Origin of the sequence: Paenirhizobium daejeonense, from assembly GCF_014280875.1 — a bacterium.
Classification (GTDB): Bacteria; Pseudomonadota; Alphaproteobacteria; order Rhizobiales; family Rhizobiaceae; genus Allorhizobium; species Allorhizobium daejeonense.
Map to the genome: position 1 here is coordinate 396,199 of NZ_JACLAL010000002.1, position 23,967 is coordinate 420,165.

General features: G+C 61.4%; 21 protein-coding genes. 17 read left to right on the forward strand and 4 right to left on the reverse strand.

The window, feature by feature from the left end:
* Positions 1 to 63 precede the first annotated feature (63 nt).
* Together H4I99_RS05490 and H4I99_RS05495 are read right to left on the reverse strand one after the other, a co-directional pair.
* Entirely contained in the window at positions 64 to 1,647 is a 1,584-nt protein-coding gene (locus tag H4I99_RS05490; protein WP_163899861.1) for an amino acid permease, read from the reverse strand.
* Positions 1,648 to 1,758: 111 nt separating this feature from the next.
* Entirely contained in the window at positions 1,759 to 2,532 is a 774-nt protein-coding gene (locus H4I99_RS05495; RefSeq protein WP_163899863.1) for an N-formylglutamate amidohydrolase, read from the reverse strand.
* Between the two features lie 181 nt (positions 2,533 to 2,713).
* On the opposite strand from H4I99_RS05495, the gene H4I99_RS05500 reads away from it, so the two are divergent.
* The 6 genes from H4I99_RS05500 to H4I99_RS05525 all read left to right on the forward strand — a co-directional run bounded on the left by H4I99_RS05500 (position 2,714) and on the right by H4I99_RS05525 (position 8,470).
* Positions 2,714 to 3,586 (forward strand): MurR/RpiR family transcriptional regulator, encoded by an 873-nt coding sequence (locus H4I99_RS05500; protein WP_163899865.1) that lies wholly within the window; start codon positions 2,714 to 2,716, stop codon positions 3,584 to 3,586.
* Between the two features lie 165 nt (positions 3,587 to 3,751).
* Entirely contained in the window at positions 3,752 to 4,837 is a 1,086-nt protein-coding gene (locus tag H4I99_RS05505) for an ABC transporter substrate-binding protein (protein ID WP_194362053.1), read from the forward strand.
* Between the two features lie 119 nt (positions 4,838 to 4,956).
* On the forward strand, positions 4,957 to 5,847 hold the full coding sequence (locus H4I99_RS05510; protein WP_163899869.1) for an ABC transporter permease: 891 nt from the start codon (positions 4,957 to 4,959) through the stop codon (positions 5,845 to 5,847).
* Positions 5,844 to 6,626 carry an ABC transporter permease gene (locus tag H4I99_RS05515; RefSeq protein ID WP_163899871.1) on the forward strand — a complete coding sequence of 261 codons (783 nt, stop codon included), beginning with the start codon at positions 5,844 to 5,846 and terminating at the stop codon, positions 6,624 to 6,626. The genes H4I99_RS05510 and H4I99_RS05515 overlap by 4 nt, the downstream gene beginning before the upstream one ends.
* A 10-nt stretch (positions 6,627 to 6,636) precedes the next feature.
* Positions 6,637 to 7,695 carry an ABC transporter ATP-binding protein gene (locus H4I99_RS05520; RefSeq protein ID WP_163899873.1) on the forward strand — a complete coding sequence of 353 codons (1,059 nt, stop codon included), beginning with the start codon at positions 6,637 to 6,639 and terminating at the stop codon, positions 7,693 to 7,695.
* A gap of 145 nt (positions 7,696 to 7,840) precedes the next feature.
* Positions 7,841 to 8,470: a DAK2 domain-containing protein gene (locus tag H4I99_RS05525; RefSeq protein ID WP_163899875.1), complete on the forward strand. Its 630-nt coding sequence runs from the start codon at positions 7,841 to 7,843 to the stop codon at positions 8,468 to 8,470.
* A gap of 104 nt (positions 8,471 to 8,574) precedes the next feature.
* On the opposite strand, the gene H4I99_RS05530 is transcribed toward H4I99_RS05525, so the two are convergent.
* On the reverse strand, positions 8,575 to 9,378 hold the full coding sequence (locus tag H4I99_RS05530; RefSeq protein WP_163899877.1) for a helix-turn-helix transcriptional regulator: 804 nt from the start codon (positions 9,376 to 9,378) through the stop codon (positions 8,575 to 8,577).
* Between the two features lie 200 nt (positions 9,379 to 9,578).
* On the opposite strand from H4I99_RS05530, the gene H4I99_RS05535 reads away from it, so the two are divergent.
* From H4I99_RS05535 to H4I99_RS05555, 5 genes are all read left to right on the forward strand, one after another.
* Entirely contained in the window at positions 9,579 to 10,673 is a 1,095-nt protein-coding gene (locus H4I99_RS05535; protein ID WP_163899879.1) for an ABC transporter ATP-binding protein, read from the forward strand.
* A gap of 46 nt (positions 10,674 to 10,719) precedes the next feature.
* Positions 10,720 to 11,880: an ABC transporter substrate-binding protein gene (locus tag H4I99_RS05540; protein WP_163899880.1), complete on the forward strand. Its 1,161-nt coding sequence runs from the start codon at positions 10,720 to 10,722 to the stop codon at positions 11,878 to 11,880.
* Positions 11,881 to 11,989: 109 nt separating this feature from the next.
* Positions 11,990 to 12,853: an ABC transporter permease gene (locus tag H4I99_RS05545; protein ID WP_163899882.1), complete on the forward strand. Its 864-nt coding sequence runs from the start codon at positions 11,990 to 11,992 to the stop codon at positions 12,851 to 12,853.
* Entirely contained in the window at positions 12,853 to 13,677 is an 825-nt protein-coding gene (locus tag H4I99_RS05550) for an ABC transporter permease (protein ID WP_163899884.1), read from the forward strand. The genes H4I99_RS05545 and H4I99_RS05550 overlap by 1 nt, the downstream gene beginning before the upstream one ends.
* A 5-nt stretch (positions 13,678 to 13,682) precedes the next feature.
* The gene (locus H4I99_RS05555; RefSeq protein ID WP_163899886.1) at positions 13,683 to 14,444 is read left to right on the forward strand and encodes an SDR family NAD(P)-dependent oxidoreductase; all 762 of its coding nucleotides are present in this window, start codon (positions 13,683 to 13,685) and stop codon (positions 14,442 to 14,444) included.
* A 10-nt stretch (positions 14,445 to 14,454) separates the two neighbouring features.
* Here the strand turns inward: H4I99_RS05555 and H4I99_RS05560 are convergent, their stop codons facing one another.
* Entirely contained in the window at positions 14,455 to 15,438 is a 984-nt protein-coding gene (locus H4I99_RS05560; protein ID WP_163899888.1) for a GlxA family transcriptional regulator, read from the reverse strand.
* Positions 15,439 to 15,561: 123 nt separating this feature from the next.
* On the opposite strand from H4I99_RS05560, the gene bcoG reads away from it, so the two are divergent.
* From bcoG to H4I99_RS05590, 6 genes are all read left to right on the forward strand, one after another.
* Complete coding sequence (gene bcoG, locus H4I99_RS05565) at positions 15,562 to 16,476, forward strand: 3-dehydrocarnitine:acetyl-CoA trimethylamine transferase BcoG (RefSeq protein WP_163899890.1); 915 nt, start codon at positions 15,562 to 15,564, stop codon at positions 16,474 to 16,476.
* A gap of 38 nt (positions 16,477 to 16,514) precedes the next feature.
* Positions 16,515 to 18,002: a carnitine 3-dehydrogenase gene (locus tag H4I99_RS05570; protein WP_163899892.1), complete on the forward strand. Its 1,488-nt coding sequence runs from the start codon at positions 16,515 to 16,517 to the stop codon at positions 18,000 to 18,002.
* Between the two features lie 12 nt (positions 18,003 to 18,014).
* A complete protein-coding gene (locus tag H4I99_RS05575) occupies positions 18,015 to 19,175 on the forward strand; it encodes an acyl-CoA dehydrogenase family protein (RefSeq protein WP_163899894.1) in 1,161 nt (386 codons plus the stop codon).
* Between the two features lie 154 nt (positions 19,176 to 19,329).
* On the forward strand, positions 19,330 to 21,384 hold the full coding sequence (locus tag H4I99_RS05580) for an acetate--CoA ligase family protein (protein WP_163899896.1): 2,055 nt from the start codon (positions 19,330 to 19,332) through the stop codon (positions 21,382 to 21,384).
* A gap of 4 nt (positions 21,385 to 21,388) precedes the next feature.
* Complete coding sequence (locus H4I99_RS05585; protein ID WP_163899898.1) at positions 21,389 to 22,171, forward strand: carnitinyl-CoA dehydratase; 783 nt, start codon at positions 21,389 to 21,391, stop codon at positions 22,169 to 22,171.
* A 120-nt stretch (positions 22,172 to 22,291) separates the two neighbouring features.
* Positions 22,292 to 23,881: an ABC transporter substrate-binding protein gene (locus tag H4I99_RS05590; RefSeq protein WP_163899900.1), complete on the forward strand. Its 1,590-nt coding sequence runs from the start codon at positions 22,292 to 22,294 to the stop codon at positions 23,879 to 23,881.
* The last annotated feature ends 86 nt before the right edge of the window (positions 23,882 to 23,967 follow it).

The following is a 23,967-nucleotide window of genomic DNA, read 5'->3' on the forward strand; positions in this document are numbered from 1 at the left end:
TCGCCGGCCCGTTCTCCTCTTGGGTGGTCTTCCCCGGCCCTTGCGAGCCGGGGAAATTGTCTGTCAGGCCTCGCCTACGGCCTTTTCGGCAGCGGCGATCTCGGCCTGACGCCTGGCGACTTCGTCACCGATCGGCGGCCCCTTGAAGCGGCGCTGCTCGAAAGCGAACCAGACAATACCGGTCACGACCAGGAAGCCGACAGTAATATACAGAGCCCAGTCGTTCGGCGGCTGGATACCGAGGACGAAGATCAGGATCATCGCCAGCACGGACAGGATCGCGAACAGCTTGAACACGGCCTCTCCCAAATTCCAAGGACCCATCTTGTCCCACTTCGACGTTCCCCAGGCAAAGAGGCCGAGAGCGATTGGAATCGTGAAGGAGAAGAACAGGAAGATGACCGTGCAAGATACGACGATAGTGTAAACCGGCGTCTCACCGATCGAAACCAGCGACGAACCCCATACGAACAGCACCGAAAGGATCGATCCGGTCCAGATCGCGGCAACCGGCGTGCGGTAGGTCGGGCTGACCTTGGAAAGCGGCCTTGAAGCCGGCAGGCCGCCGTCACGCGAGAAGGCGAAGATCATGCGCGAGACGGAGGTGACAGTCGCAAGGCCGCACAACCACTGGCAAATGAAGATCGCTATATAGAGGATGTCGCGGATAACCGGATTGACCTGCTCGTTCAGCGCCCAGAAGAAAACGTTCCAGCCCTGACCGGCTGCAGCCGTCATGCCGTCGACCGTGGTTCCGTCAGTATTCGTCACGCTTGCCGGGATCATGAGCACGAACGAGCACAGCATGATGTAACCGAACAGTGCCGACCAAAGGACCGAGCTGATCATACCCTTCGGAACGGAATGCGCCGCCTTGACTGTTTCCTCCGAAGTATGTGCGGAAGCATCATAACCGGTGATGGTGTAGATCGGCAGCAGCAGACCAAGCAGGAAGACCCAAGTACCCGAGGTCTCCGGCCAGACATTGCCGCCCGCCTCGCCGGAATAGTTGGCGAAGGTGAAGAGACGGCCGATGTCGAAGCTGTCAGCCGTGGCAAGGCACACGACGGAAAGAGCGATCGCAGTTACGAAGATCAGGTAGCCGGAAAAGTCGGTGAGCTTGGCCGTCAGGCCGATGCCCATGTGATTCACCAGCGCCTGCAGGCCGGTGATGACCGAAAGGAATACGATACGGGTCAGCGTGGTGTCTTCGAGACCGAAGTAAGGTGTCCCGAGGGAGCCCATGAAGAAATAATAGGTGCCCACGTTGATAGCACCAAGAACCGTCACAAGGCCCAGCAGGTTGAACCATGCCGTCAGCCAGCCGGTGAACCGGTTGCCGAGAATGGAACCCCAGTGATAAAGGCCGCCAGCCGTCGGATAGGCCGAACTGATCTGCGCCATGGCTACGGCGAAGACGAAGGATACGAAGCAGCCGAGCGGCCAGCCGATGCCAATAGCCGCCCCACCGGCGCCGGCAGTTGCCTGGGCGAGCGAGTTGATACCGCCCGACAGGATGCAGATGATCGAAAAGGAGATTGCGAAGTTCGAGAACGAACTCATGCGACGCTCTAGCTCCTGGGCATAACCCATGGAGTGCAATATATGCATGTCATGCTTTTTGTCCTGGTCGGTATAATTCGACATGACGTCCCCCAATGAACCGATCGCCCGCGGGATTGCGGACAATTCCGTTGGTCTTGCCACCGATTTCCGCGATGGCTGGTTTGCAGATCACCTGCTCCCCGGGGTCATTTCTTATTGCTGGCAAACGCCGATTGCCGCGCGTATCAGTCCTGCCAGATAGTCGGCCACAACCCCTTGGCCGACTGCGTCTGCGATAAGGTCGTTTCGAACTTCAATCATCACGTTGAGATGCCCTTGCGGCAGCCCATGCAGCCTGAGGGTATGGGTCACGCCATCCTCGGGGCCGTAGGGTACGTTTCTTTCGACGCGAAAAGGACCGCCTTCGGCAGCGTCGAGCATGGCGTCTGCCAGCCGGCGGTCGGTGTCGTGGAGAATGCCGATCTCGACCGCGCGCGGCTTGCCGAGATAGACCGGTGTGAAACTGTGCACCGTTACCAGTACCGTTTGCTGTCCTCGCTCCGTCCTCTCGGCAATCGTCGCAGCAACCTTGTCGTGAAAGGGCACGTAAAGGGCGGCGGTGCGTGCATAGCGCTCGGCGGGGGATAGGTCCCGGTTACCGGGAATTTCGTAGATTTCACTTACCTCCGGCATTGCACCGGGAGCTTCCGGAGGCCGGTTGCAATCATAGACCAGCCGGGAAAACCGCTGATGAATGAGCGTCGCATCGAGTTTGACCGAAAGCGCTTCCGCAACGGCAAGCGCGCCGGGGTCCCAGGCGATGTGGCTCGAAAGCGCCTCTGCATCCAGTCCGAGATCGCCGACGCTCGCGGGCAGCGTTTTGGAAGCATGTTCACATATGAGAAGTACCGCCCCGACACCCTGTGGGTTGTCGACGCCCGCAGCTTCGCCTTCTGCCGCCGTCAGAATGTCCGACCTCAAAAGCATGCGTGTCCCCCCGGACCTTCATGGTCCTCTTTATTGAGAAGAGAATTCTTCACGATCACGAGACTGTCAATCCACTCCTGAAAATTTCTCTTCACAACCCCGATTGACACACAGGTTCGAGGCAGGGATAAATTTGTCATGAGGCTGACAGAAGATTGGCCCAGGGGAAAAAGGACGATCATTGCCGAACGCTTCGAAAAGAGTCGCGGACGTTATACAGGCGCGTTTGGAAAACCTGACGCGTGCGGAACGGCAGCTGGCTGACAGCTTGCTGGACAACTATCCCGTTTCAGGTCTGGGCAGCATCACGACGGTTGCGGAAAATGCCGGAGTTTCGACGCCGACTGTTGCGCGCATGGTGCAGAAACTCGGCTACAGGGGATATGCGGAATTCCAGGCGCACCTGCATCAGGAACTCGAAGCGACACTTTCCAACCCGATCGCCAAGCATGACCGCTGGGCCTCCAACGCTCCCGGAACGCATGTCCTCAACCGCTTTGCCGAGGCGGTGATGAACAATATGCGCCAGAGCCTTGGCGAGCTCGACACCGCGTCGTTCGACGAAGTTGCCGGTCTTCTGGCCGACCAGCGGCGAAGCCTTTATTTCGTCGGCGGACGTATCACCGGCGCGCTGGCCGAGTATTTCTTCACCCACATGCAGGTCATCAGGCCGAAGACGACGCTGATGTCCTCGAACACCAGCGCCTGGCCGCAGCATGTACTCAACATGAATCCCGGCGACGTTCTGGTGATCTTCGATATCCGGCGCTACGAGGCGGACATGGCCACGCTGGCGCAGGTCGCCAAGGCGGGCGGCGTGGAGATCGTGCTGTTCACAGACGAATGGAGTTCGCCTGTTTCGAAACATGCTCGGCACTGTTTCAAGCTGGCGGTGGAAGCCCCCTCCGCCTGGGACTCGTCAGTCGTCACATTATTCGTCGTGGAAGCTTTGGTAGAGGCAGTCCAGAATTCGTCATGGGCCGAGACCCGTGAACGCATGAATACCCTGGAAGGGCTGTTCGAACAGGCTCGCCTGTTTCGGAAACCACGTTAATTAGACCCGTAATGAAAGGGAGGAGGTCAAACGGAACAAGAATTCCGGGAGCCGGCTAACGGCTCCACTGGAAATGTCACATTATTATCATGCAAGCCGAATATCTGTCCCGCATCGCTGTATAACCAACCAAGGAGAACTTCAGTGATTACGAATTTCCGTCGCATGCTGTCGCTGACGACCGCCGTTGTCGTCGCGTCGTCCACCGTCGCCTACGCTGAACCGAGCGCAGAACTGATCGAAGCTGCCAAGAAGGAAGGCATGCTCACCACGATCGCCCTGCCCCACGACTGGTGCGGTTACGGCGCCGTAATCGACGGCTTCAAGAAGAAGTATCCGGAAATTTCGGTCAACGAACTGAACCCGGACGCTGGCTCGGCTGACGAAGTCGAAGCCATCAAGGCCAACAAGGACAACAAGGGCCCGCAGGCTCCTGACGTCATCGACGTCGGTCTCGCTTTCGGCCCGCAGGCAAAGGCTGAAGGCCTGCTGCAGCCTTACAAGGTTTCCACCTGGGACGAAATCCCTGATACCATCAAGGACGCTGAAGGCTACTGGTACGGCGACTACTACGGCGTCATGTCCTTCATCGTGAACAAGGACATCGTCAAGGAAACCCCGAAGGACTGGGCTGACCTGCTGAAGGCAGACTATGCTGGCCAGTTCGCTCTCGCCGGTGACCCGCGCGCTTCCAACCAGGCCATTCTCGGTGTTCTCGCCGCTGGTCTCGCTTCCGGCGCCAAGGCTGGCAAGGAAGCTGGCGAAGCCGGTCTGAAGTACTTCGCCGAAGTCAACAAGGCCGGCAACTTCGTTCCGGTCATCGGCAAGTCCGGCACGCTCGCACAGGGCTCGACCCCGATCGTCGTGGCCTGGGACTACAACGCCCTGTCCTGGAAGGACACGCTCGCTGGCAACCCGCCGGTAGAAGTCGTCGTTCCGGAAAGCGGCGTTCTCGCCGGCGTCTACGTTCAGGGTATCTCGGCCTACGCTCCGCATCCGAACGCTGCCAAGCTGTGGATGGAATACCTGTACTCCGACGAAGGCCAGACCGCATGGCTCGCCGGTTACTGCCACCCGGCCCGCTTCAACGCCATGTCGAAGGCTGGCAAGATCCCGCAGGCCCTGCTCGACAAGCTGCCGCCGGCTGCCTCCTATGAAAAGGCCTACTTCCCGACCCTCGAGGAAGTCGATGCCAACAAGGCTGCAGTCACCGCTGGCTGGGACAGCGTTGTCGGCGCCAACGTACAGTAATTTTACACACTGAAATGCCCGCCCCGGTCTTGAGGCCGGGGCGGATTTTGCCTTTTATGGAAATACTTGAACGCATTAAAACAAAAGCCGGGCATGACGCGCGGCAGGGGACACAATCGATGGCAAACGAAAGTCCGATCGTCGGCAAGCAAGCCGGCATCGCAGATCGGCTCCCGCTGCAATGGCTGGGTGTTGCACCTTTTCTCATATTCGCGACGCTATTCCTGCTCCTGCCGACGATGAAGATCGTTATCGGTGCATTCCAGACACCGGATGGCGGGTTCACACTCCAGAATATCGCAGACCTCTTTACGCCGTCGATCCTTTCGGCCTACTGGATTTCCATCAAGATAAGCTTTGCCTCGGCTTTCCTCGGCTGCCTGATCGGCTTTGCAATGGCTGCAGCCGTCGTCCTCGGCGGATTGCCGTCCGGCATCCGTGCGCCACTCCTCACCTTCTCGGGCGTGGCCTCCAACTTCGCCGGCGTTCCGCTTGCCTTCGCCTTTCTGGCAACGCTCGGTCCGGTCGGCTTCGTCACTGTCTTCCTGCGTACGCAAATCGGCATCGACCTGCGCTCGCTCGGCTTCAACATCCTGTCCTTCTGGGGCCTGACCATCACCTACCTGTTCTTCCAGATCCCGCTGATGATCCTCATCATCACGCCGGCGATCGACGGATTGAAGCGGGAGTGGAAGGAAGCCGCCTCGATCCTGGGCGCAACCAACGGCCAATATTGGCGCTTGGTCGCCTTCCCGATTCTCCTGCCCTCGCTGCTTGGCACGATGGCGCTGTTATTCGCCAACGCCTTCGGCGCCGTGGCAACCGCCATCGCGCTGACGGGCTCATCGCTGAACATCGTGCCGATCCTGCTCTTCGCCCAGATTCGCGGCGATGTTCTCGGCAACCCCAATCTGGGCTATGCTCTGGCATTCGGAATGATCTTTGTTACCGGCATTGCTAACGCCCTCTACATCTGGCTGCGCGCCCGCAGCGAAAGGTGGCTGAAATGAAGAAGATCTGGGCCTGGGGGGCCTTGCTGTTCGGCCTCCTCTATTTCGCTCTGCCGCTGATCGGCATGACGAACTTCTCGCTGAAGATGCGCCGGGGCGAATATTCGTTCGACGCCTACGCCAAGGTGCTGGGCGATCCACGTTTCCAGGAAACCTTCACCTATTCGGTGACCATGGCGCTTGTGACGATCGTCTTCGGCATCCTGCTGGTCGTACCGACCGCATACTGGGTGCGCCTGCGCATGCCGACGCTGCGTCCCTTCATCGAATTCATCACGCTGCTGCCGCTGGTCATTCCGGCCATCGTCATCGTGTTCGGCTATATCCGGCTCTACAACACATCCAGCTGGCTGCCACTCACCGGCTCGATCATGGGAACCAACATTCTCCTGATGTTCGGTTATGCAACCCTGTCGCTACCCTATATGTATCGAGCCGTCGATACCGGCCTGCAGTCGATCGACGTCCGCACCCTGACGGAGGCAGCACAGAGCCTCGGGGCAAGCTGGGGGCGCATCCTGTTCCGCATCATCCTGCCGAACGTGCTGATCTCGGTTCTATCAGGCGCCTTCCTGACATTCGCCATCGTCATCGGCGAATTCACCATGGCCGCCCTGCTCAACCGTCCGGCCTTTGGTCCCTACATGCAGCTGCTCGGCGCCAATCGCGCCTATGAGCCGGCGGCCCTCGCCGTGATCGCCTTCGGCATCACCTGGGGATGCCTCGGCCTCATCCAGCTCGTGTCCCGCTTCCAAAAAACAACCCAACGTCCAGCCTGAGAACACCGCCATGTCATTTCTGACTCTGACCAACATCCAGAAATCCTTCGGGCCGGTGCAAGTCGTTCACGACTTCAACATGGCTATCGAGAAGGGCGAATTCATCTCCTTCCTTGGCCCATCGGGCTGTGGCAAGACCACCATCCTACGCATGGTCGCGGGCTTCGAGACGCCGACCGGCGGCTCGATCGTCATCAACGGCCGGGACCAGTCGAGCCTGAAGCCGAACCAGCGCAATATCGGAATGGTGTTCCAGGCCTACGCGCTTTTCCCCAACATGAACGTTTTCGATAACGTCGCGTTTGGCCTGAAGGTCGCCGGTACACCGAAGGCCGAGATCGAAAAGCGCGTGAAGGAGATGCTCGACCTCATCCATCTCGGCCATCTCGGTGAACGCTACCCTTACCAGATGTCCGGTGGTCAGCAGCAGCGCGTGGCGCTGGCCCGCGCACTGGCACCGAAGCCGCAGGTTCTGCTGCTGGACGAGCCGCTCTCGGCGCTCGACGCCAAGATCCGCGTTTCGCTGCGCGAGGAAATCCGCCAGATCCAGCAGAAGCTCGGCATCACCACCATCTTCGTCACCCACGACCAGGAAGAGGCCCTCTCTATCTCTGACCGCGTGGTGGTCATGAATGCAGGCCGGGCCGACCAGATTGGCACGCCCTTCGAGATCTACAATAAGCCGGCTACCCGCTTCGTCGCTTCTTTCGTCGGTACCCTCAACCTCATCGAAGCGACAGTGGTCGATCCGGCGACGGGTAGCGTCCGTATCGGCGACACCGAGCTGAAGCTCAGGGATACCGTTGCCGCGGCCGCGGGCGGCAAGGTGCAGCTCGCCATGCGTCCGGAGGCCGGATCGCTGGCCGAAGGCCGCAAGAGCGATACCACGCTTCACGGTCAGGTCGTGTCGAGCCATTTCCTCGGTTCGGTCATCCGCACCCGCATGAACGTCGGCGGCAATACCATCTCCTTCGACATGTTCAACGATCCGGGCGTCAGCCCGCCGGTTGTCGGTGACACGGTTGCGCTGAAGATCGATTCCGGCGACCTGCTGGTCCTGCAGGACTGAAGGCCGCAGCTGATGCACTGCAATAACGGCTTGAACCGGGCCTGAAAATTTTCTCTACTTGTTCTGACCGTCACAGGGGTACGGAAGGGGCAAGCATGAGAAACCGGTGTAAACAGCAGCAGATCATCATGTGGGAGGCGTTGGCATGACGGCTCCCACGATCACCACCGTCTCCCTGCTAGAGGCCTTTTCCGAGATTGCCGCGGCGATGACGGAAAACCGCAGCATTCTTTCCCGCGTCGACCGCATCAATGGCGACGGTGACCATGGCGAGACCATGGCCCGCGTCTTCTGCGGTGTGGAAACCCATCTCGCCACGCTGGAACCGTCGGATTCAACGCCTTCCGAACTCTTCGATATCGTTGCCGAAAGCCTGATGACCTTTGACGCGGCGTCTGCCCGACTGTACGCCAGCGCCTTTCGCCGCGCAGGCACCGCCACGATGCGCAAGAAGGCATTGACGGCAACCGATTTTGCCAAGGCGTTCAAGGAAATGGCAGCAGGCATTGCTGCCCACGGCAAGGCCGGGACTGAAACGAAGAATATCGCCGATATCTGGCAGGTCGCTGCCGCCGCCTACGCCGAGGCAGCAGCCAACAACAATGATCCCGCCGTCTGTCTGGCAGCAGCCCTTGAGGCTGCCGAGGACGGCGTGGAAACGGATGCCGTCATGCACGGCGCGGATGCCACGTTCATCAACGGCCGGCGCCCGCCCGATGCCGGCGCACTCTCCGCCCTGCTGATGATCCGGGCGCTACGCGACAGTTTTCGCTAGCGCATCGGCCCGAAAATCGGAACCGATTCCAGGAAAGCTCGATGCGTGGATTCAGGAAGCTGGAGCGCATGCGTCCGACTGCGCGCATGGCGCTCTGATGCCGCTCAGGCCGTCGTCGGCAGCGTCTCGAGATAGAGCGACAGAAGCTGGATCTGCGAGGATATGCCGAGCTTGCGATAGACATTGCGCCGATGCACCTTCACCGTGCCGGTCGCTATGTTGAGCCGGAGCCCGATGGACTCGGACGAATGGCCCTGCAGCACGAGCTCGATGATCGCTGCCTCCCGTGCAGTCAGGTTGAGATCCCGCCAGATGCGCTTTGGGCCGGAATCGTCCACATGCCCACGCTTGCGGCTTGCTCGCGCCGCGTCGAAACGCTTGCCGGTCTCCGCCCAGAAATGCCGCACGATTGCCGCGACGAGTGGTTCGGCCTGTTTGAGTAGCGCGAATTCGCTTGCCGAGAAGACCCCGGAGGCCTCCTTGCGCATCAGTGAGAGCACGATCGTCACATCGCCCGGAAGCGTGACGAAGAAACCGATCTCTTCGGCAAGGCCCGTCTGCCCGTAATAGGTCCGGTAGTATTCGCTGGAAAAAAACCTGTCGGGCGCCAGCTCCCGCATGCGAAAAACACCGGCACCGGCCGCAGTCGCATTCCAGTAGAACGGATCGAGCAGATAGGCGCCATCCTGATAAAGGCTGACGAAGAGTTCGTGTTCCTTCTCGTTGAAGGTGGCATAGAGTTCGATTGGCCGCTGCTCGCCGCGATAGGCAAAGACCACGACATGGTCGAAGCGCGTGAGGCTCGCCATCAGCTGGCGGAAGCGCTCCCCCACCTCGACATCGGCCAGCGCCTCCACGCCGACCAGCGAGGCGACGGCCAGAAACAGGTTTCCATGGTCGATCGGCATGGCGTCGAGATCCTTTTCATAACCGCTATCTCTCCTTCGGAGTGCGGCAGAGGTATATCTTCCACGACACAATTTACCGCAAAATACCTCTCTCGGGGTATATACCGCGAAATGAACGCAGGACTACTCTTCTGCCCAGCGACGGTGGCAAGGCAACGAAGAGTGCCGACATAAAAAACCTCTAGCCGCGGGGAACAGACGTGACGCAAACGTCAGTCAACGACATCGAATTCCGGTCTGTCACCAAGAACTATGGTGGCGTGACCGCAGTGAAGAACATTGAGCTCGCAGTGCCGAAGGGTGCGTTTCTAGCGCTCCTCGGGCCATCAGGCTGCGGCAAGACCACCTGCCTCAGGATGATCGGCGGCTTCGAGCAGCCGAGCGAGGGCGAAGTCATGATCGCCGGCACTCCGATGCACGGTGTTCCGGCTTATCGCCGCCCGGTGAACATGGTGTTCCAGCACTATGCGCTCTTTCCGCATTTCGACGTCGAGAACAACGTCGCCTATGGCCTGAAGCAGCTCCGCCCTCGCCTGCCTTCCGGCGAGATCACCAAGAGGGTCGCTTCCGCACTCGAAATGGTCCGGCTCGGCGGCTTTGGTAAACGACGTATCCATGAACTCTCCGGCGGCCAGCAGCAGCGCGTGGCGCTTGCCCGGGCGCTGGTGAACCGTCCCTCGGTCCTCCTGCTCGACGAACCCCTGGCCGCGCTCGACAAGAACCTGCGCACCGCCATGCAGATCGAACTGCAGACGATCCAGCGCGAACTCGGCATCACCTTCGTGCTCGTAACCCATGACCAGGAGGAGGCACTTTCGATGAGCGACCTCGTCTGCGTCATGAATGCCGGCCGGATCGTCCAGCTCGCTCCGCCGCAGGAGGTCTACGACAACCCCGCCGACCTCTTCGTCGCCGGCTTTGTCGGCAAGACCAACAAGCTGGAAGGCGAAATCGAGGCCCGAGGCACCGATCGCTGCATGGTCCGCCTCGGTAATGGCGTGGCGATCACCGCACCGGTCAAGCGGGAGCTTTCGGCAGGCAAGGCGATCCTGTCCGTGCGCCCCGAGGCAATCACGCTTTCGACCGCAGCAATCGGGGTAACCGACGCCCTGCGCGGCCAGGTGACAAACCGGATCTTCCTGGGCTCCAGCGTCGAATATTGCGTGGCCGTGCCCGGCATCGGCGATGTCCTCGTCACCACGGAACGCCAGCCTGCCGAAACCGGCCTGCACGATCCCGGCACCGAGGTCGCGCTCGGCTTCGACCCACAGGCCGTTCACATTTTTTCAGCATGACGCGCATTACAAGAAAACATCACGAAAAAACAAAGGGAACAGCAACATGAGCAGGAAAGAAAAGGATAATTCGCTGATCACGCCCCAACGTTTCATGGACGAGTTCATGCGTCTGAAGCGTGGTTCCGTGAGCCGCCGTCACTTCCTCGGCGTAACCGGTCTCGGCCTTGCGGCCACCGTCATGGGCGGCGCGATGCGCCCCTTCGGTTCCATGGCGATGGCCGAGGATCTCGGCAAGCAGATGTCGATCGCCACATGGCCGAACTACCACGATCCGGCAACCTTCGAGGCGTTCACAGCCGCAACCGGCGTTGCCGTCGAGGTCAACGTCTTCGGTTCCAACGAGGAGATGCTCGCCAAGCTCCAGGCCGGCGCTTCCGGCTGGGACCTGTTCGTGCCGACCAACTATACGATCTCGACATATGTCCAGCTCGGCCTGATCGACGAACTCGACCTGACCAAGGTGCCGAACTTCAGCGCTGAGACCGAGAACCCGCGCTTCACTTCGGAAGGCAAGATCGACGGCAAGACCTTTGCCCTGCCGAAGAACTGGGGCACCACCGGTTTTGCGGTCAACACCGACAAGATCAAGAAGCCGATGGCAAGCTGGAAGGACTTCTTCGAAGCCGCCATGACCGAGGCCGACGGCCGTGCAATGGTTCACGACTACCAGCTCACCACCATCGGCAGCGCGCTGGTGTCGCTCGGTTACTCCTTCAACTCGATCAAGCCGGAAGAACTCGCCAAGGCAGAGGAACTGTTGCTCAAGGTAAAGCCGCACCTCTTCGCCATCAACAGCGACTACCAGCCGGCCATGCGCGCCGGCGATGCATGGCTGACCATGTGCTGGACCAATGACGGCGCGCAGCTCAACCGCGACATTCCCGATATCACCTATATCCTCGGCAAGGACGGCGGCGAGATCTGGACCGACTATTACGCGATCCCGAAGGATGCTCCGAACAAGGCCGCCGGCTATGCGCTCCTGAACTTCCTGATGGACCCGGCCGTCGCGGTGAAGGAACACATCGCCAACGGCGCTCCGGCGACCGACAGCCGCGTCATCGACCTGCTGCCGAAGGAAATCACTTCGAACAAGATCGTCTATCCGGACGAAGCCGCGCTGACGCCGCTCGAATTCGGTGCAGCCGTGACGCTGACCGATCCTGGCCGCGCCGAGCTGATGGCACGGTTCAAGTCAGCCTGAGCATGACCCCGGGCGGTTCATCGCCGCCCGCTTCCCATCCCCCGTCGGCACAAGGCGGACCACGGCGGGGGATCTTTCGTTCAAACCCCTTCAGGATCGATTTCGACCCATGGCCAGTCTCGACACAAGGAAAAAGCTTGTGACCGCGGCGCTGATCGCGCCGGCGGCCCTGTGGCTGTTCTTCTTCCTGGTGCTGCCCTTCATCGCCATGGTGGTTTTCTCCTTCGGCGAACGCGGCGCGGCCGGCGGCTACCAGCCCGGCTTCACGCTGGAGCACTACGCCAATCTCGGCGCCCGATCGATGGCCTATGTCAACACGCTGACGCTGGCGCCGATCGGCTCCCTGCTCTGCCTGCTGATCGCCTATCCGGCAGCCTATTACCTCGCGGTCAAGTCGAACCCCAACCACCGGCTCCTGCTGGTCTCGCTCGTCATCATTCCCTTCTGGACGAGCCTGCTCGTGCGCACCTATGCATGGATGTACATTCTCGGCTCGCGCGGCATTCCGAACCTGCTTGATATGATCGGCATCGAAAATGTCCGCCTGCTCAACACGCCCGGCGCAGTCCTGCTCGGCATCGTCTATGGCTATCTGCCGCTGATGATCATGCCGATCTATGTCAGCCTCGAAAAGCTCGACAGGCGCCTGCTGGAGGCCTCCGCCGATCTTGGCGCCAAGCCGATCTCGACATTCTTCAGCGTCACCCTGCCCCTCTCCCTGCCCGGCGTCATGACCGGCGTGGCGCTCGTCACCATCCTGCTGCTCGGCGAATATCTGATCCCGCAGCTTCTCGGCGGCGGCAAGGTCTTCTTCCTCGGAAACGCACTCGTCGACCTCTTCCTGCAATCGCGCAACTGGCCCTTCGGCTCGGCGATTGCCGTCACCCTCGTGCTCATCGTCGTCATCGTCCTGATGATCGCCATGCGGATCGCCTGGCGGGTCTCCGGCACTAGGCAAGTGGATCTCGTCTGATGCGCGCCTTCATCACCAGCGTCTACCTGTTCCTTTACGCGCCGATCGCCCTCGTCGTCCTGTTCTCGTTCAATGCCGGTCGCAATGCGTCCGAGTTCATCGGCTTCTCGACCCAGTGGTACGGCAAGGCGCTCGGCAACAGCTTCCTGATGAATGCGCTGTGGAACAGCCTCGTCATCGGCCTGACCAGCGCGCTGCTCGCCGCCCTCTTCGGCACCATGGCAGCCCTTGCGATGGAGCGCATGTCGCCGCGCATGCGAGCGATCTTCGATGGCCTGTTTTCCGCGGCCATTGTCGTTCCGGGCGTCGTCATCGGCATTGCGACGCTGGTTGCGCTGGTCGAAGTGTTCAATTTCGTCAATCCGGTACTGACCGCGATCTGGCCGGGCGAAGTCGCTCCGAAACTGGGGCTCGGCTACGGCTCCGTGATAGCCGCACACGGCCTGTTCAGCATGGCGCTCGTAACCATGATCGTGAAGGCGCGCATCGCCAGCCTCGGCCGGGATATCGTGGAAGCCTCGAGCGACCTCTACGCCACGCCGTTCACCACCTTCCGCTCCATCGTCCTGCCGCAGATCCTGCCATCCATCGTGGCCGGCTTCCTGCTCGCTTTCACCTTCTCCTTCGACGATTTCATCATCGCCTTCTTCGTCGCCGGCTCGAAGACCACGCTGCCGATGTATGTCTTCGCCTCGATCCGCCGCGGCATCACGCCGGAGATCAACGCCGTCGCATCCATGGTGCTCGCCGCCTCCCTGCTGATGATCGTCGGCGCACGCAGCCTGATGCGCGAGCGCAAGCCTGCGTCTTCGGAAACGGAGTAAATCCCATGATCCTCAAGGACCGCGTCGCCATCGTCACCGGCGCCGGCTCGGGCATCGGCCGCGCTTCCGCCGCGATCATCGCCCGCGAGGGCGCTCATGTCGTCGTCGCCGACCGCAACGCCGACGCGGCGCAATCCACCGTCGCGGACATCGAGGCAGCGGGAGGCTCGGCCGAGGCGCTCATTCTCGACGTCACCGACGATGCCGCCCTTAGCGATGGTTTATCCAGCGTGCTCGCCCGTCATGGCAGGATCGACATCCTGCACAACCATGCAGGGGCTCAGGTCGAGGGCGATCTGGAAACCGTCTCCCTCGAAGGCTTCGACCGTTCCTGGGACCTGAACGTGCGGGCCCATTTCATGGCGGCTCGCCTCGTCATGCCGGCGATGAAGGCTGCCGGTCGTGGAGCCATCGTCAACACCTCGTCATCCTCGGGCATTCTCTACGACCGCGAGATGATCGCCTATACGACCTCGAAACACGCAGTCATCGCCATGACCAGACAGATGGCCGGTGACTATGCGAAGTTCGGCGTCCGGGTAAACGCCCTTTGCCCGGGCTGGGTCGATACCCCCTTCAACGATCCCTTCATCCGCCAGATGGGCGGCAGGGAAGAGCTTGAAGCCTATATCCGGCGAAAGGTGCCGCTCGGCCGCTTCGGCAGCACCGACGAGATCGCGGAAGCCGTTCTCTTCCTCGTCTCAGACCGCTCGTCATACATGACCGGCCAGGTCCTCGTGATCGACGGCGGCGAAACCGTATCCTGAACGCCAAAGCCTACGCGACCAACCCGCTGCCCGGCCGCAACCGCCGGCGGGTGTCGGAAGCGCTTTCCCTAAAATGCGCCCGATAGCTGCGGGCAAAGGCCGAGGCCGAATTGAAACCGGTCAGCGCCGCGATGTCGGCAAAGGCAAGCCGCGTCTCGATCACCTTGCGCCGCGCCGCGTTGAGTCTGAGAGCCAGATAATGCACATGCGGCGGCGCGCCGATCGTCTCCCGAAACAGGGATTGCAGGTGACGGTCGCTGACGCCGACGCGCCGGGCGAGCCGCGCCAGCGTCAGCGGCTGCTCGATATGTTCCTCCATCAATCGCATGGCATGGCTGACCCTCGGATCGGCCAACCGCACGCTGCCGGTCGAGGGCATGGCCGCCGCATCGCCCGGCGTTCCGCCCTGCTCGTAGATGAACTGCCGCGATACCTCTAGCGCCATGGAATAGCCGTGGCGACGACGGATCAGCTCGAGCATCAGGTCGAGTGTGGGCAGGGAGCCGCCGGTCGTGATGCGCTTTCCGTCGATCACGTAGCGCTCCCGAACGGTGCGCACCTGCGGATAGGAGGAGGAAAACTCCTCGTAATCCTCCCAGTGCGAGGTTGCCGAGAAGCCATCGAGTAGCGCCGTCTCGGCCAGAAGCCATGTGCCCGATTCGATACCGGCAACGACGCTCCTGTGGCGGGCGGTCTTGGCCAGCAGGGTTTTCAGCGCGGATGTCGCATAACGCCGCCAGTTGTGGCTCGACAGCACGAAGAGCGGGGTCGTCTCGTTCTCCGGCCGGAAGACCTCGTCGACCGGCACGGGAATGCGGCTCTTCGTCTCGATGGCCAGCCCGTCCGGGCTCATGATGCGCCAGCGGTAAAGGTCAAGACCGCTGACCCGATTGGCGACGCGCAGCGGTTCGATCACCGAAGCGACGAGGATAAGATTAGTTTCCGGAACGACAAGAATGTCGAGCTCCGTCGTCTGGATCGGGTCTTCCGCCATGCAAGGGTCTTTTGAAAGAGCATCGGATCAGTTCCGATACTGTATAGAATCGATCCGTTCATGCAAAGCACGTTCATCAAAACTGGCCCGTAATAGCTCTAACAAAAGAGGGAGAACCTGACCGTGCCACTAGCCATGAATCGCGACGTCTTCATTACCTGCGCCGTCACCGGCGCCGGCGACACCACTTCCAGGTCGAAGCACGTACCGATTACCCCCCAGCAGATCGCCGAAAGCGCTATTGATGCGGCAAAGGCGGGTGCTGCCGTCGTCCACTGCCATGTCCGCGAGCCGGAAACGGGTGCAGCAAGCCGCCGGAACGAACTCTACAGGGAAGTCACCGACCGCATCCGCGCAGCCGATGTCGACGTGGTGCTCAACCTCACCGCCGGCATGGGCGGCGACCTGATCTTCGGTGATGTCGAAAGCCCCCTTCCCCTGAACCCGAAGGGCACCGACATGGCCGGTGCAACCGAGCGCGTCTCCCATGTCGCCGAGTGCCTGCCGGAAATCTGCACGCTCGACTGCGGCACGATGAACTTCAACCTCGGCGACTACGTGATGACCAACACGCCGTCCATGCTGCGCGCCATGGCGAAGCAGATGACGGACCTCGGCGTTCGCCCCGAGATCGAGGCCTTCGACACCGGCCACCTCTGGTTTGCCAAGCAGCTCGCCGAGGAAGGCCTGATCGAGGATCCGGTCCTGATCCAGCTTTGCATGGGCATTCCGTGGGGCGCGCCCGATGACCTCAACACCTTCATGGCGATGGTCAACAACGTGCCGTCGCACTGGACCTTCTCCGCCTTCTCCATTGGCCGCAATGCCATGGCCTATCCGGCAGCCGCCGTGCTCGCCGGCGGCAATGTTCGCGTCGGCCTCGAGGACAACCTCTATGTCGGCAAGGGCCAGCTCGCCACCAACGCCCAGCTCGTCGAGAAGGCCGTACAGGTCATCGAAGGCATGGGCGCCCGCGTCATCGGCCCGGCCGAAGTGCGCGAAAAGCTGAAGCTGGTGAAGCGCGCTCCGCGCGGCTGATCCGGAACAGGTAATCGAGAAATACAGGGAATTTTCGCATGACCAAGATCAACAAGGCGGCCTGTGTCGGCGGCGGCGTCATCGGCGGGGCATGGGCAGCCCGCTTCCTGCTCTCCGGCATAGACGTCAACATGTTCGACCCGCACCCGGAGGCCGAACGCATCGTCGGCGAGGTCATCGCCAATGCCGAGCGAGCCTATGCCATGCTGACCATGGCGCCGCTGCCGCCGCGCGGCAAGCTCTCCTTCGTCAAAAGCATCGAAGAAGCCGTGCAAGGCGCTGACTGGATTCAGGAAAGCGTACCGGAGCGCGTAGACCTCAAGCGCGGTGTCCTAACCCAGATCGACGCGGCCGCCGATCCGAAGGCGCTGATAGGTTCATCGACGTCAGGCATCCTGCCAACCGATCTGCAGCGCGACATGAAGCATCCCGAGCGGCTCTTCGTCGCCCATCCCTACAATCCGGTCTACCTGCTTCCGCTCGCCGAACTGGTCGGCGGCGAGAAGACCTCGCCCGCGGTCCTTGAGGACGCCAAGGCGAAGCTCGCCACCATCGGCATGAAGGGCGTCATCCTCAAGAAGGAAATCGAGGCCTTCGTCGGCGACCGGCTGCTCGAAGCCGTCTGGCGCGAGGGCCTGTGGCTGATCAAGGATGACATCTGCGACACCGAGACGCTCGACGATGTGATCCGCTATTCGTTCGGCATGCGCTGGGCGCAGATGGGCATGTTCGAAACCTATCGCATCGCCGGCGGCGAAGCGGGCATGCGCCACTTCATCGCCCAGTTCGGTCCCTGCCTCTCCTGGCCTTGGACCAAGCTCACCGACGTCGTCGACCTCGATGACGAACTGACCGACAAGATCGCAAACCAGTCGGACTCACAGTCTGGCGCATACGGTATCCGCGAACTGGAACGCATCCGGGACGAAAACCTTGTCGGCATCATGCACGCGCTGAAGGGCGCCAACGGCGGCAAGGGCTGGGGCTCGGGCAAGCTGCTGGCCGAGTTCGAGGCGCATCTTTGGGCCAACGCGCAGAAGCCGGAAGCCAAGATCGGCGCAGAGCCGATCCGCCTGCTGGACACCAAGGTCAATCCGTCCTGGGTCGACTATAACGGCCACATGACCGAGTTCCGCTACAACCAGTGCTTCGCCGACAGCGCCGACGCGCTTCTGCGCCTGATCGGTGTCGACATGGACTATGTCGCCGCCGGCCACAGCTACTACACTGTCGAGGCCCACAACCAGTGGCTCGATGAGGCCAAGCTCGGCGACGCGCTCTACGTGAAGGCGCAGGTCCTACCCTGCGACGGCAAGAAGCTCCACACCTTCATGTGGCTGTATCGTGCTTCCGACGACGCGCTGCTGGCGACCTGCGAGCATCTGATGCTGCATGTCGCCTCCAAGGAAGGCAAGGTTTTGCCGCCGCTGCCAGCGGTCAAGGACAAGCTGCAGCAGCTGATCGACGCCCATGCCTGTTTGCCGCTGCCGGCCAATGCCGGTCGCGTGGTTGGACAGCGGAAATAAGGACATAACACTATGAATTTCGGGCTGACCGAAGAACAGGAAATGATCGTCAAGACCGTGCGCGATTTCGTCGAGACGGAAATCTATCCGCATGAGGACGAGGTGGAAAGGACCGGCAGCGTACCGCCCGAACTCGGACAGGAAATTGCCCGAAAATGCAAGGAAATCGGCTTCTTCGGCTGCAATTTGCCGGAAGAAGTCGGTGGCGCCGGTCTCGACCACACGACGTTCACACTGGTCGAGCGCGAACTCGGCCGCGGATCGATGGCGCTGACGGTGTTCTTCGGCAGGCCCTCCGGCATCCTGATGGCCTGCAACGACGAGCAGAAGGAAAGATATCTGCTTCCGGCCGCGCGCGGCGACAAGTTCGATGCGCTCGCCATGACGGAGCCGGATGCCGGCTCCGACGTCCGCGGCATGAAGTGTTTTGCACGACCGGACGGCGACGACTGGATCGTCAACGGCACCAAACACTTCATCAGTCACGCCAACATCGCCGACTTCGTCATCGTCTTCATCGCCACCGGCGAGGAGCAGACCCCGCGCGGCCCGAAGAAGCTCATTACCTGCTTCCTCGTCGACCGGGGAACACCCGGATTCGAGATCCGCGACGGATACTCCTCGGTCTCCCATCGCGGCTACAAGAACTGCATCCTGACCTTTGACGAATGCCGCTTGCCGAAGAGCCAGATCCTCGGTGAGTTACACAAGGGCTTCGACATCGCCAACGATTGGCTCTACGCGACCCGCCTGACCGTTGCGGCGACCTCCGTCGGCCGGGCGCGGCGGGCATTCGACTATGCGCTTTCCTACGCCGCCGACCGCAAGCAGTTCGGCAAGCCGATCGGAGCCAATCAGGGCGTATCGTTCAAGCTCGCCGACATGATTACCGAGATCGACGCAGCAGACCTCCTCACCCTCTCCGCCGCATGGCGGCTGGATCAGGGCCTGCCGTCAAACCGGGAAATTGCCTCGGCCAAGGTCTTCGCCACGGAAATGCTCGCCCGCGTCACTGATGAGGCAATCCAGATCTATGGCGGCATGGGTCTGATGGACGACCTGCCGCTCGCGCGCTTCTGGCGCGACGCCCGCGTCGAACGCATCTGGGATGGCACCTCGGAAATCCAGCGGCACATCATCAGCCGCGAACTGCTTCGGCCGCTGGGGGCGTGAGCATGGTGAAACGCGTGATTGCCCCTCACCCCAGCCCTCTCCCCGCTAGCGGGGCGAGGGAGTCCCAACCTTACCCCGCGCCTCCTTCTCTCTGTTTACGTCGAGAAGGTGCCGGCAGGCGGATGAGGGGCCAAACGAAGGGGAGTAACACCCCATGACCCGTCCCCTCGACCGCCTGATCCGTCCGAAATCGATCGCCGTCTACGGCGGCAAGGAGGCGCGCCGGGTCATCGAGCAGTGCGACAGGGTGGGTTTCGCAGGCGAAATCTGGCCGGTTCATCCGAAACTCGACGAGATCTTCGGCCGCAAATGCTATCGCAGCACGGCCGACCTCCCCGCACCGCCCGACGCATCCTTCGTCGGCGTCAACCGGGCGCTGACCATTGACATCATCCGCGAACTGTCCGCCATCGGCGCAGGTGGCGCGATCTGTTATGCCTCCGGTTTTCGTGAGGCAATGAGCGAACTGTCTGATGGTGGCGACTTGCAGGAAGCGCTCGTGACCGCCGCCGGCGACATGCCGATCATCGGCCCCAACTGCTATGGTCTTATCAACATGCTGGACGGCGCGCTTCTCTGGCCTGACCAGCACGGCATGGTCCGGGCAACGAACGGCGTCGCCATCCTCACACAGTCGTCCAACATCGCCTGCAACATCTCCATGCAGACCCGCGGACTGCCACTAGCCTACCTGATGACGGCCGGAAACCAGGCCCAGACAGGCCTTTCCGGCCTCGCCTGCGCCGTGCTTGAAGACCCGCGTGTCACCGCCGTCGGCCTCCATATCGAGGGCTTCGACGACATCCGCACTCTGGAGCGGCTGGCGCTCCGCGCTCGCGAACTGAAAAAGCCCGTGATCGCGCTGAAAGTCGGCAAGTCGGAAGCGGCGCAGAAGGCCACCGTCTCGCATACCGCATCGCTTGCTGGCAACGACGCTGTATCGAGCGCGGTTCTGGAGCGTCTCGGCATCGGCCGGGTTCATAGCCTGCCTGCCATGCTGGAAACGCTGAAACTGCTGCATCTTTACGGGCCGCTCGCAGATACAGACATTTCCTCCATGAGCTGTTCCGGCGGCGAGGCCTCGCTGATGTCGGATGCCGCTGTCGGCCGGAACATCCACTACCGCGACCTGAAGCCACAACAGCTAGGCCCCCTGCGGGAAAGCCTGGGGGAGATGGTGACACTCGCCAATCCGCTCGATTATCACACCTTCGTTTGGGGCAATCTGGAGCGTCAGACGACGGCCTTCACGGCAATGATGTCCGGCGGTTTTTCGATGAACCTCGTCGTACTCGATTTTCCGCGTGGCGATCGTTGCGATTCCAGCGACTGGATGACGACGGTGGATGCCGTCGTTGCTGCCGCTAGCGCGACGGGCGCGCGCGCCGGCGTTGTTGCAAGCCTCGGTGAGAATATGCCGGAAGACATCGCGCTCGGTCTGATGGAAGAAGACGTGGTACCCTTCTCCGGTATCGACGAGGCGCTGACCGCTGTGGAGATTGCCGCAGCAATCGGCGCAGCCTGGGCAAAGCCGACACCCGCTCCGTTGATCGACGCAACCGTTACAGAAGGCGAAACCACTCTGCTCTTCGAGGACAGCGCCAAGGCGGAACTTGCAGCTTTCGGCGTTCCGGTCCCGAAAGGCAAGGTCGTCGCCACCCCCGACGAGGCAGCAACGGCAGCCGATGAGATCGGCTTCCCGGTCGTCCTCAAGGGCCTCGGCATCGCTCACAAGACCGAGGCCGGCGCAGTTCGCCTCAACTTGTCCGATGCTGAATCGGTACGTGAAGCAGCGGCGCTAATGGTCTCTGTCGCCAAAGGTTTTCTAGTCGAGAAAATGGCGCCGAAACCGGTCGCTGAAATCATCATCGGCGCCATGCGCGACCCCGTGGCAGGCCCGGTGCTAACGATTGGAGCCGGCGGAATTCTCGTTGAACTGCTGGAGGATAGTGCCATCCTGACCCTGCCGACGACGCAGGACACCATCCGCGAAATGATCGGGCGCCTTAAAGTCTCGAAACTGCTGGACGGCTATCGTGGTGGACCGGCAGGCGATAAGGATGCGTTGGTACGAACGGTCGCAGCCGTGGCACATTATGTCGCAGCCAATGCGTCCAAAGTGGAAGAAGTCGACATTAATCCGGTATTGGTGTTGCCTGCCGGTGCAGGCGTCGTTGCCGTGGACGCCCTGATCCGGAAGAGGAGTTGATTGCATGACCGACCCCATCCGCACCAGACGCGAAGGCGGCATTCTCGAAGTCACCATCGACCGCCCCAAGGCCAATGCCATAGACCTGAAAACCAGTCGCATCATGGGCGAGGTTTTCCGTGATTTTCGCGATGCCCCTGAACTGCGGGTCGCCATCGTGACCGCCGCCGGCGAAAAGTTCTTCTGTGCCGGCTGGGATCTGAAGGCCGCCGCCGACGGCGATGCGGTCGATGGCGATTATGGCATCGGCGGCTTCGGGGGCATGCAGGAACTGCGGGATCTTAACAAGCCTATCATTGCCGCCGTCAACGGTATCTGTTGCGGCGGCGGTTTCGAGATCGCGCTATCGACCGATCTCATTCTTGCGGCGGAACACGCGACCTTCGCCCTACCCGAAATACGCTCCGGCACCGTGGCAGATGCGGCCTCGATCAAGCTGCCGAAGCGCATCCCCTATCACATCGCCATGGACATGCTGCTGACGGGCCGCTGGCTCGACGTGCAGGAAGGCCATCGCTGGGGCTTCGTCAACGAAATCCTTCCCGCCGACAGGCTGATGGAGCGCGCCTGGGAACTCGCCCGTCTGCTCGAAAGCGGTCCGCCGCTGGTCTATGCGGCCATCAAGGAAATCGTCCGCGATGCCGAGGGCAAGGATTTTCCGACCGCGATGAACAAGATCACCAAGCGGCAGTATCGCACGGTCGACATTCTCTATTCGAGCGAGGATCAGCTTGAAGGCGCCCGCGCCTTCGCGGAAAAACGCGATCCCGTGTGGAAAGGAAAATAGGCAGAACGAGGGAGGCCTTCGGAGACCCGGCCTGATGCCACGGCGTCGAAATGGTCCCCGCATCACGGAACAAAAACAACATGCCGGATGCGCCCAACCAACCAGAGAAGGAACAGGCTAATGAACGATTATACGAAATACCTCGCAGGTCGTGTCACATCCGCCGGCATGAACCGTCGTGAATTCATGGGGCGGGCCATGGCCGCGGGCTTGACGCTCACAGCCGCAAGCAGCCTTTTCGCAGCCAGCGCCGAAGCCCAGGAGCCCAAGAAGGGCGGCCACCTGAAGCTCGGCCTTGAAGGCGGTTCCGCCACCGACAGCAAGGACCCGGCAAAATTCCTGTCACAGTTCATGTTCTGCGTCGGTCGCTGCTGGGGCGACATGCTGGTCGAAAGCCATCCGCTGACCGGCGCCGCCGTTCCGGCCCTTGCCGAAAGCTGGGAGCCTTCCGCCGACGCCGCCACCTGGACCTTCAAGATCCGCAAGGGCGTGCAGTTCCACAATGGAAAGGAACTGACGGTGGACGACGTCATCGCCACCCTAAAGCGCCACACCGACGAAAAGTCGGAATCGGGCGCACTCGGCGTGATGAAGTCCATCAAGGAAATCAAGAAGGACGGCGACAACCTCGTCCTCGTGCTCACCGAGGGCAATGCGGACATGCCGCTGCTCCTCACCGACTACCACCTGGTCATCCAGCCAAACGGCGGCACTGACGATCCGCTGGCCTCGATCGGCACCGGTCCATACAAGCTAACGAGCTTCGAAGCCGGCGTTCGCGCGACCCTCGAAAAGAACCCGAACGACTGGCGCTCGGACCGCGGCTACGTCGATTCGATCGAGATCATCGGCATGAACGACGCCACCGCCCGCATCGCGGCGCTGTCGTCAGGTCAGGTTCACTACATCAACCGCGTCGATCCGAAGACGGTGGCGCTCCTGAAGCGCGCTCCGAATGTCGAGATCCTCAACACCTCCGGCCGCGGCCACTACGTCTTCATCATGCACTGCAACACCGCGCCGTTCGACAACAACGACCTGCGGCTTGCGCTGAAATACGCCATGGACCGCGAAACCATGGTGGAAAAGATCCTCGGCGGCTATGGCAAGGTTGGCAACGACTTCCCGATCAACAACACCTATGCCCTCTTCCCCGAAGGCATCGAGCAGCGCGCCTACGATCCCGACAAGGCAGCCTTCCACTTCAAGAAGTCGGGCCATTCCGGCTCTGTACTGTTGCGCACCTCGGAAGTCGCGTTCCCCGGCGCCGTCGACGCCGCCGTTCTCTATCAGGAAAGCGCCAAGAAAGCCGGCATTAATATCGAAGTGAAGCGCGAACCTGGCGACGGCTACTGGTCGAACGTCTGGAACGTCCAGCCGTTCTCCACATCCTACTGGGGCGGCCGACCGACCCAGGACCAGATGTATTCCACCGCCTATCTTTCGACGGCGGACTGGAACGACACCCGCTTCCTGCGTCCGGACTTCGACAAACTCCTGCTGCAGGCCCGCTCGGAACTCGACGAGACCAAGCGCAAGGAAATGTATCGCGAGATGGCGATGATGGTCCGCGACGAAGGCGGCCTGATCCTGCCGATGTTCAACGACTTCGTGAACGCTTCCAGCACCAAGCTGAAGGGCTACGTCCACGACATCGGCAACGACATGTCGAACGGCTATGTCGCCACCCGCGTCTGGCTCGAAAGTTGACGAAAATGAGGCAGGGCCGCATGATGCGTCCCTGACATTTCACGGGGATCCGCGTCCGGGCACGGTCGCGGGTCCCGCTCGATTTT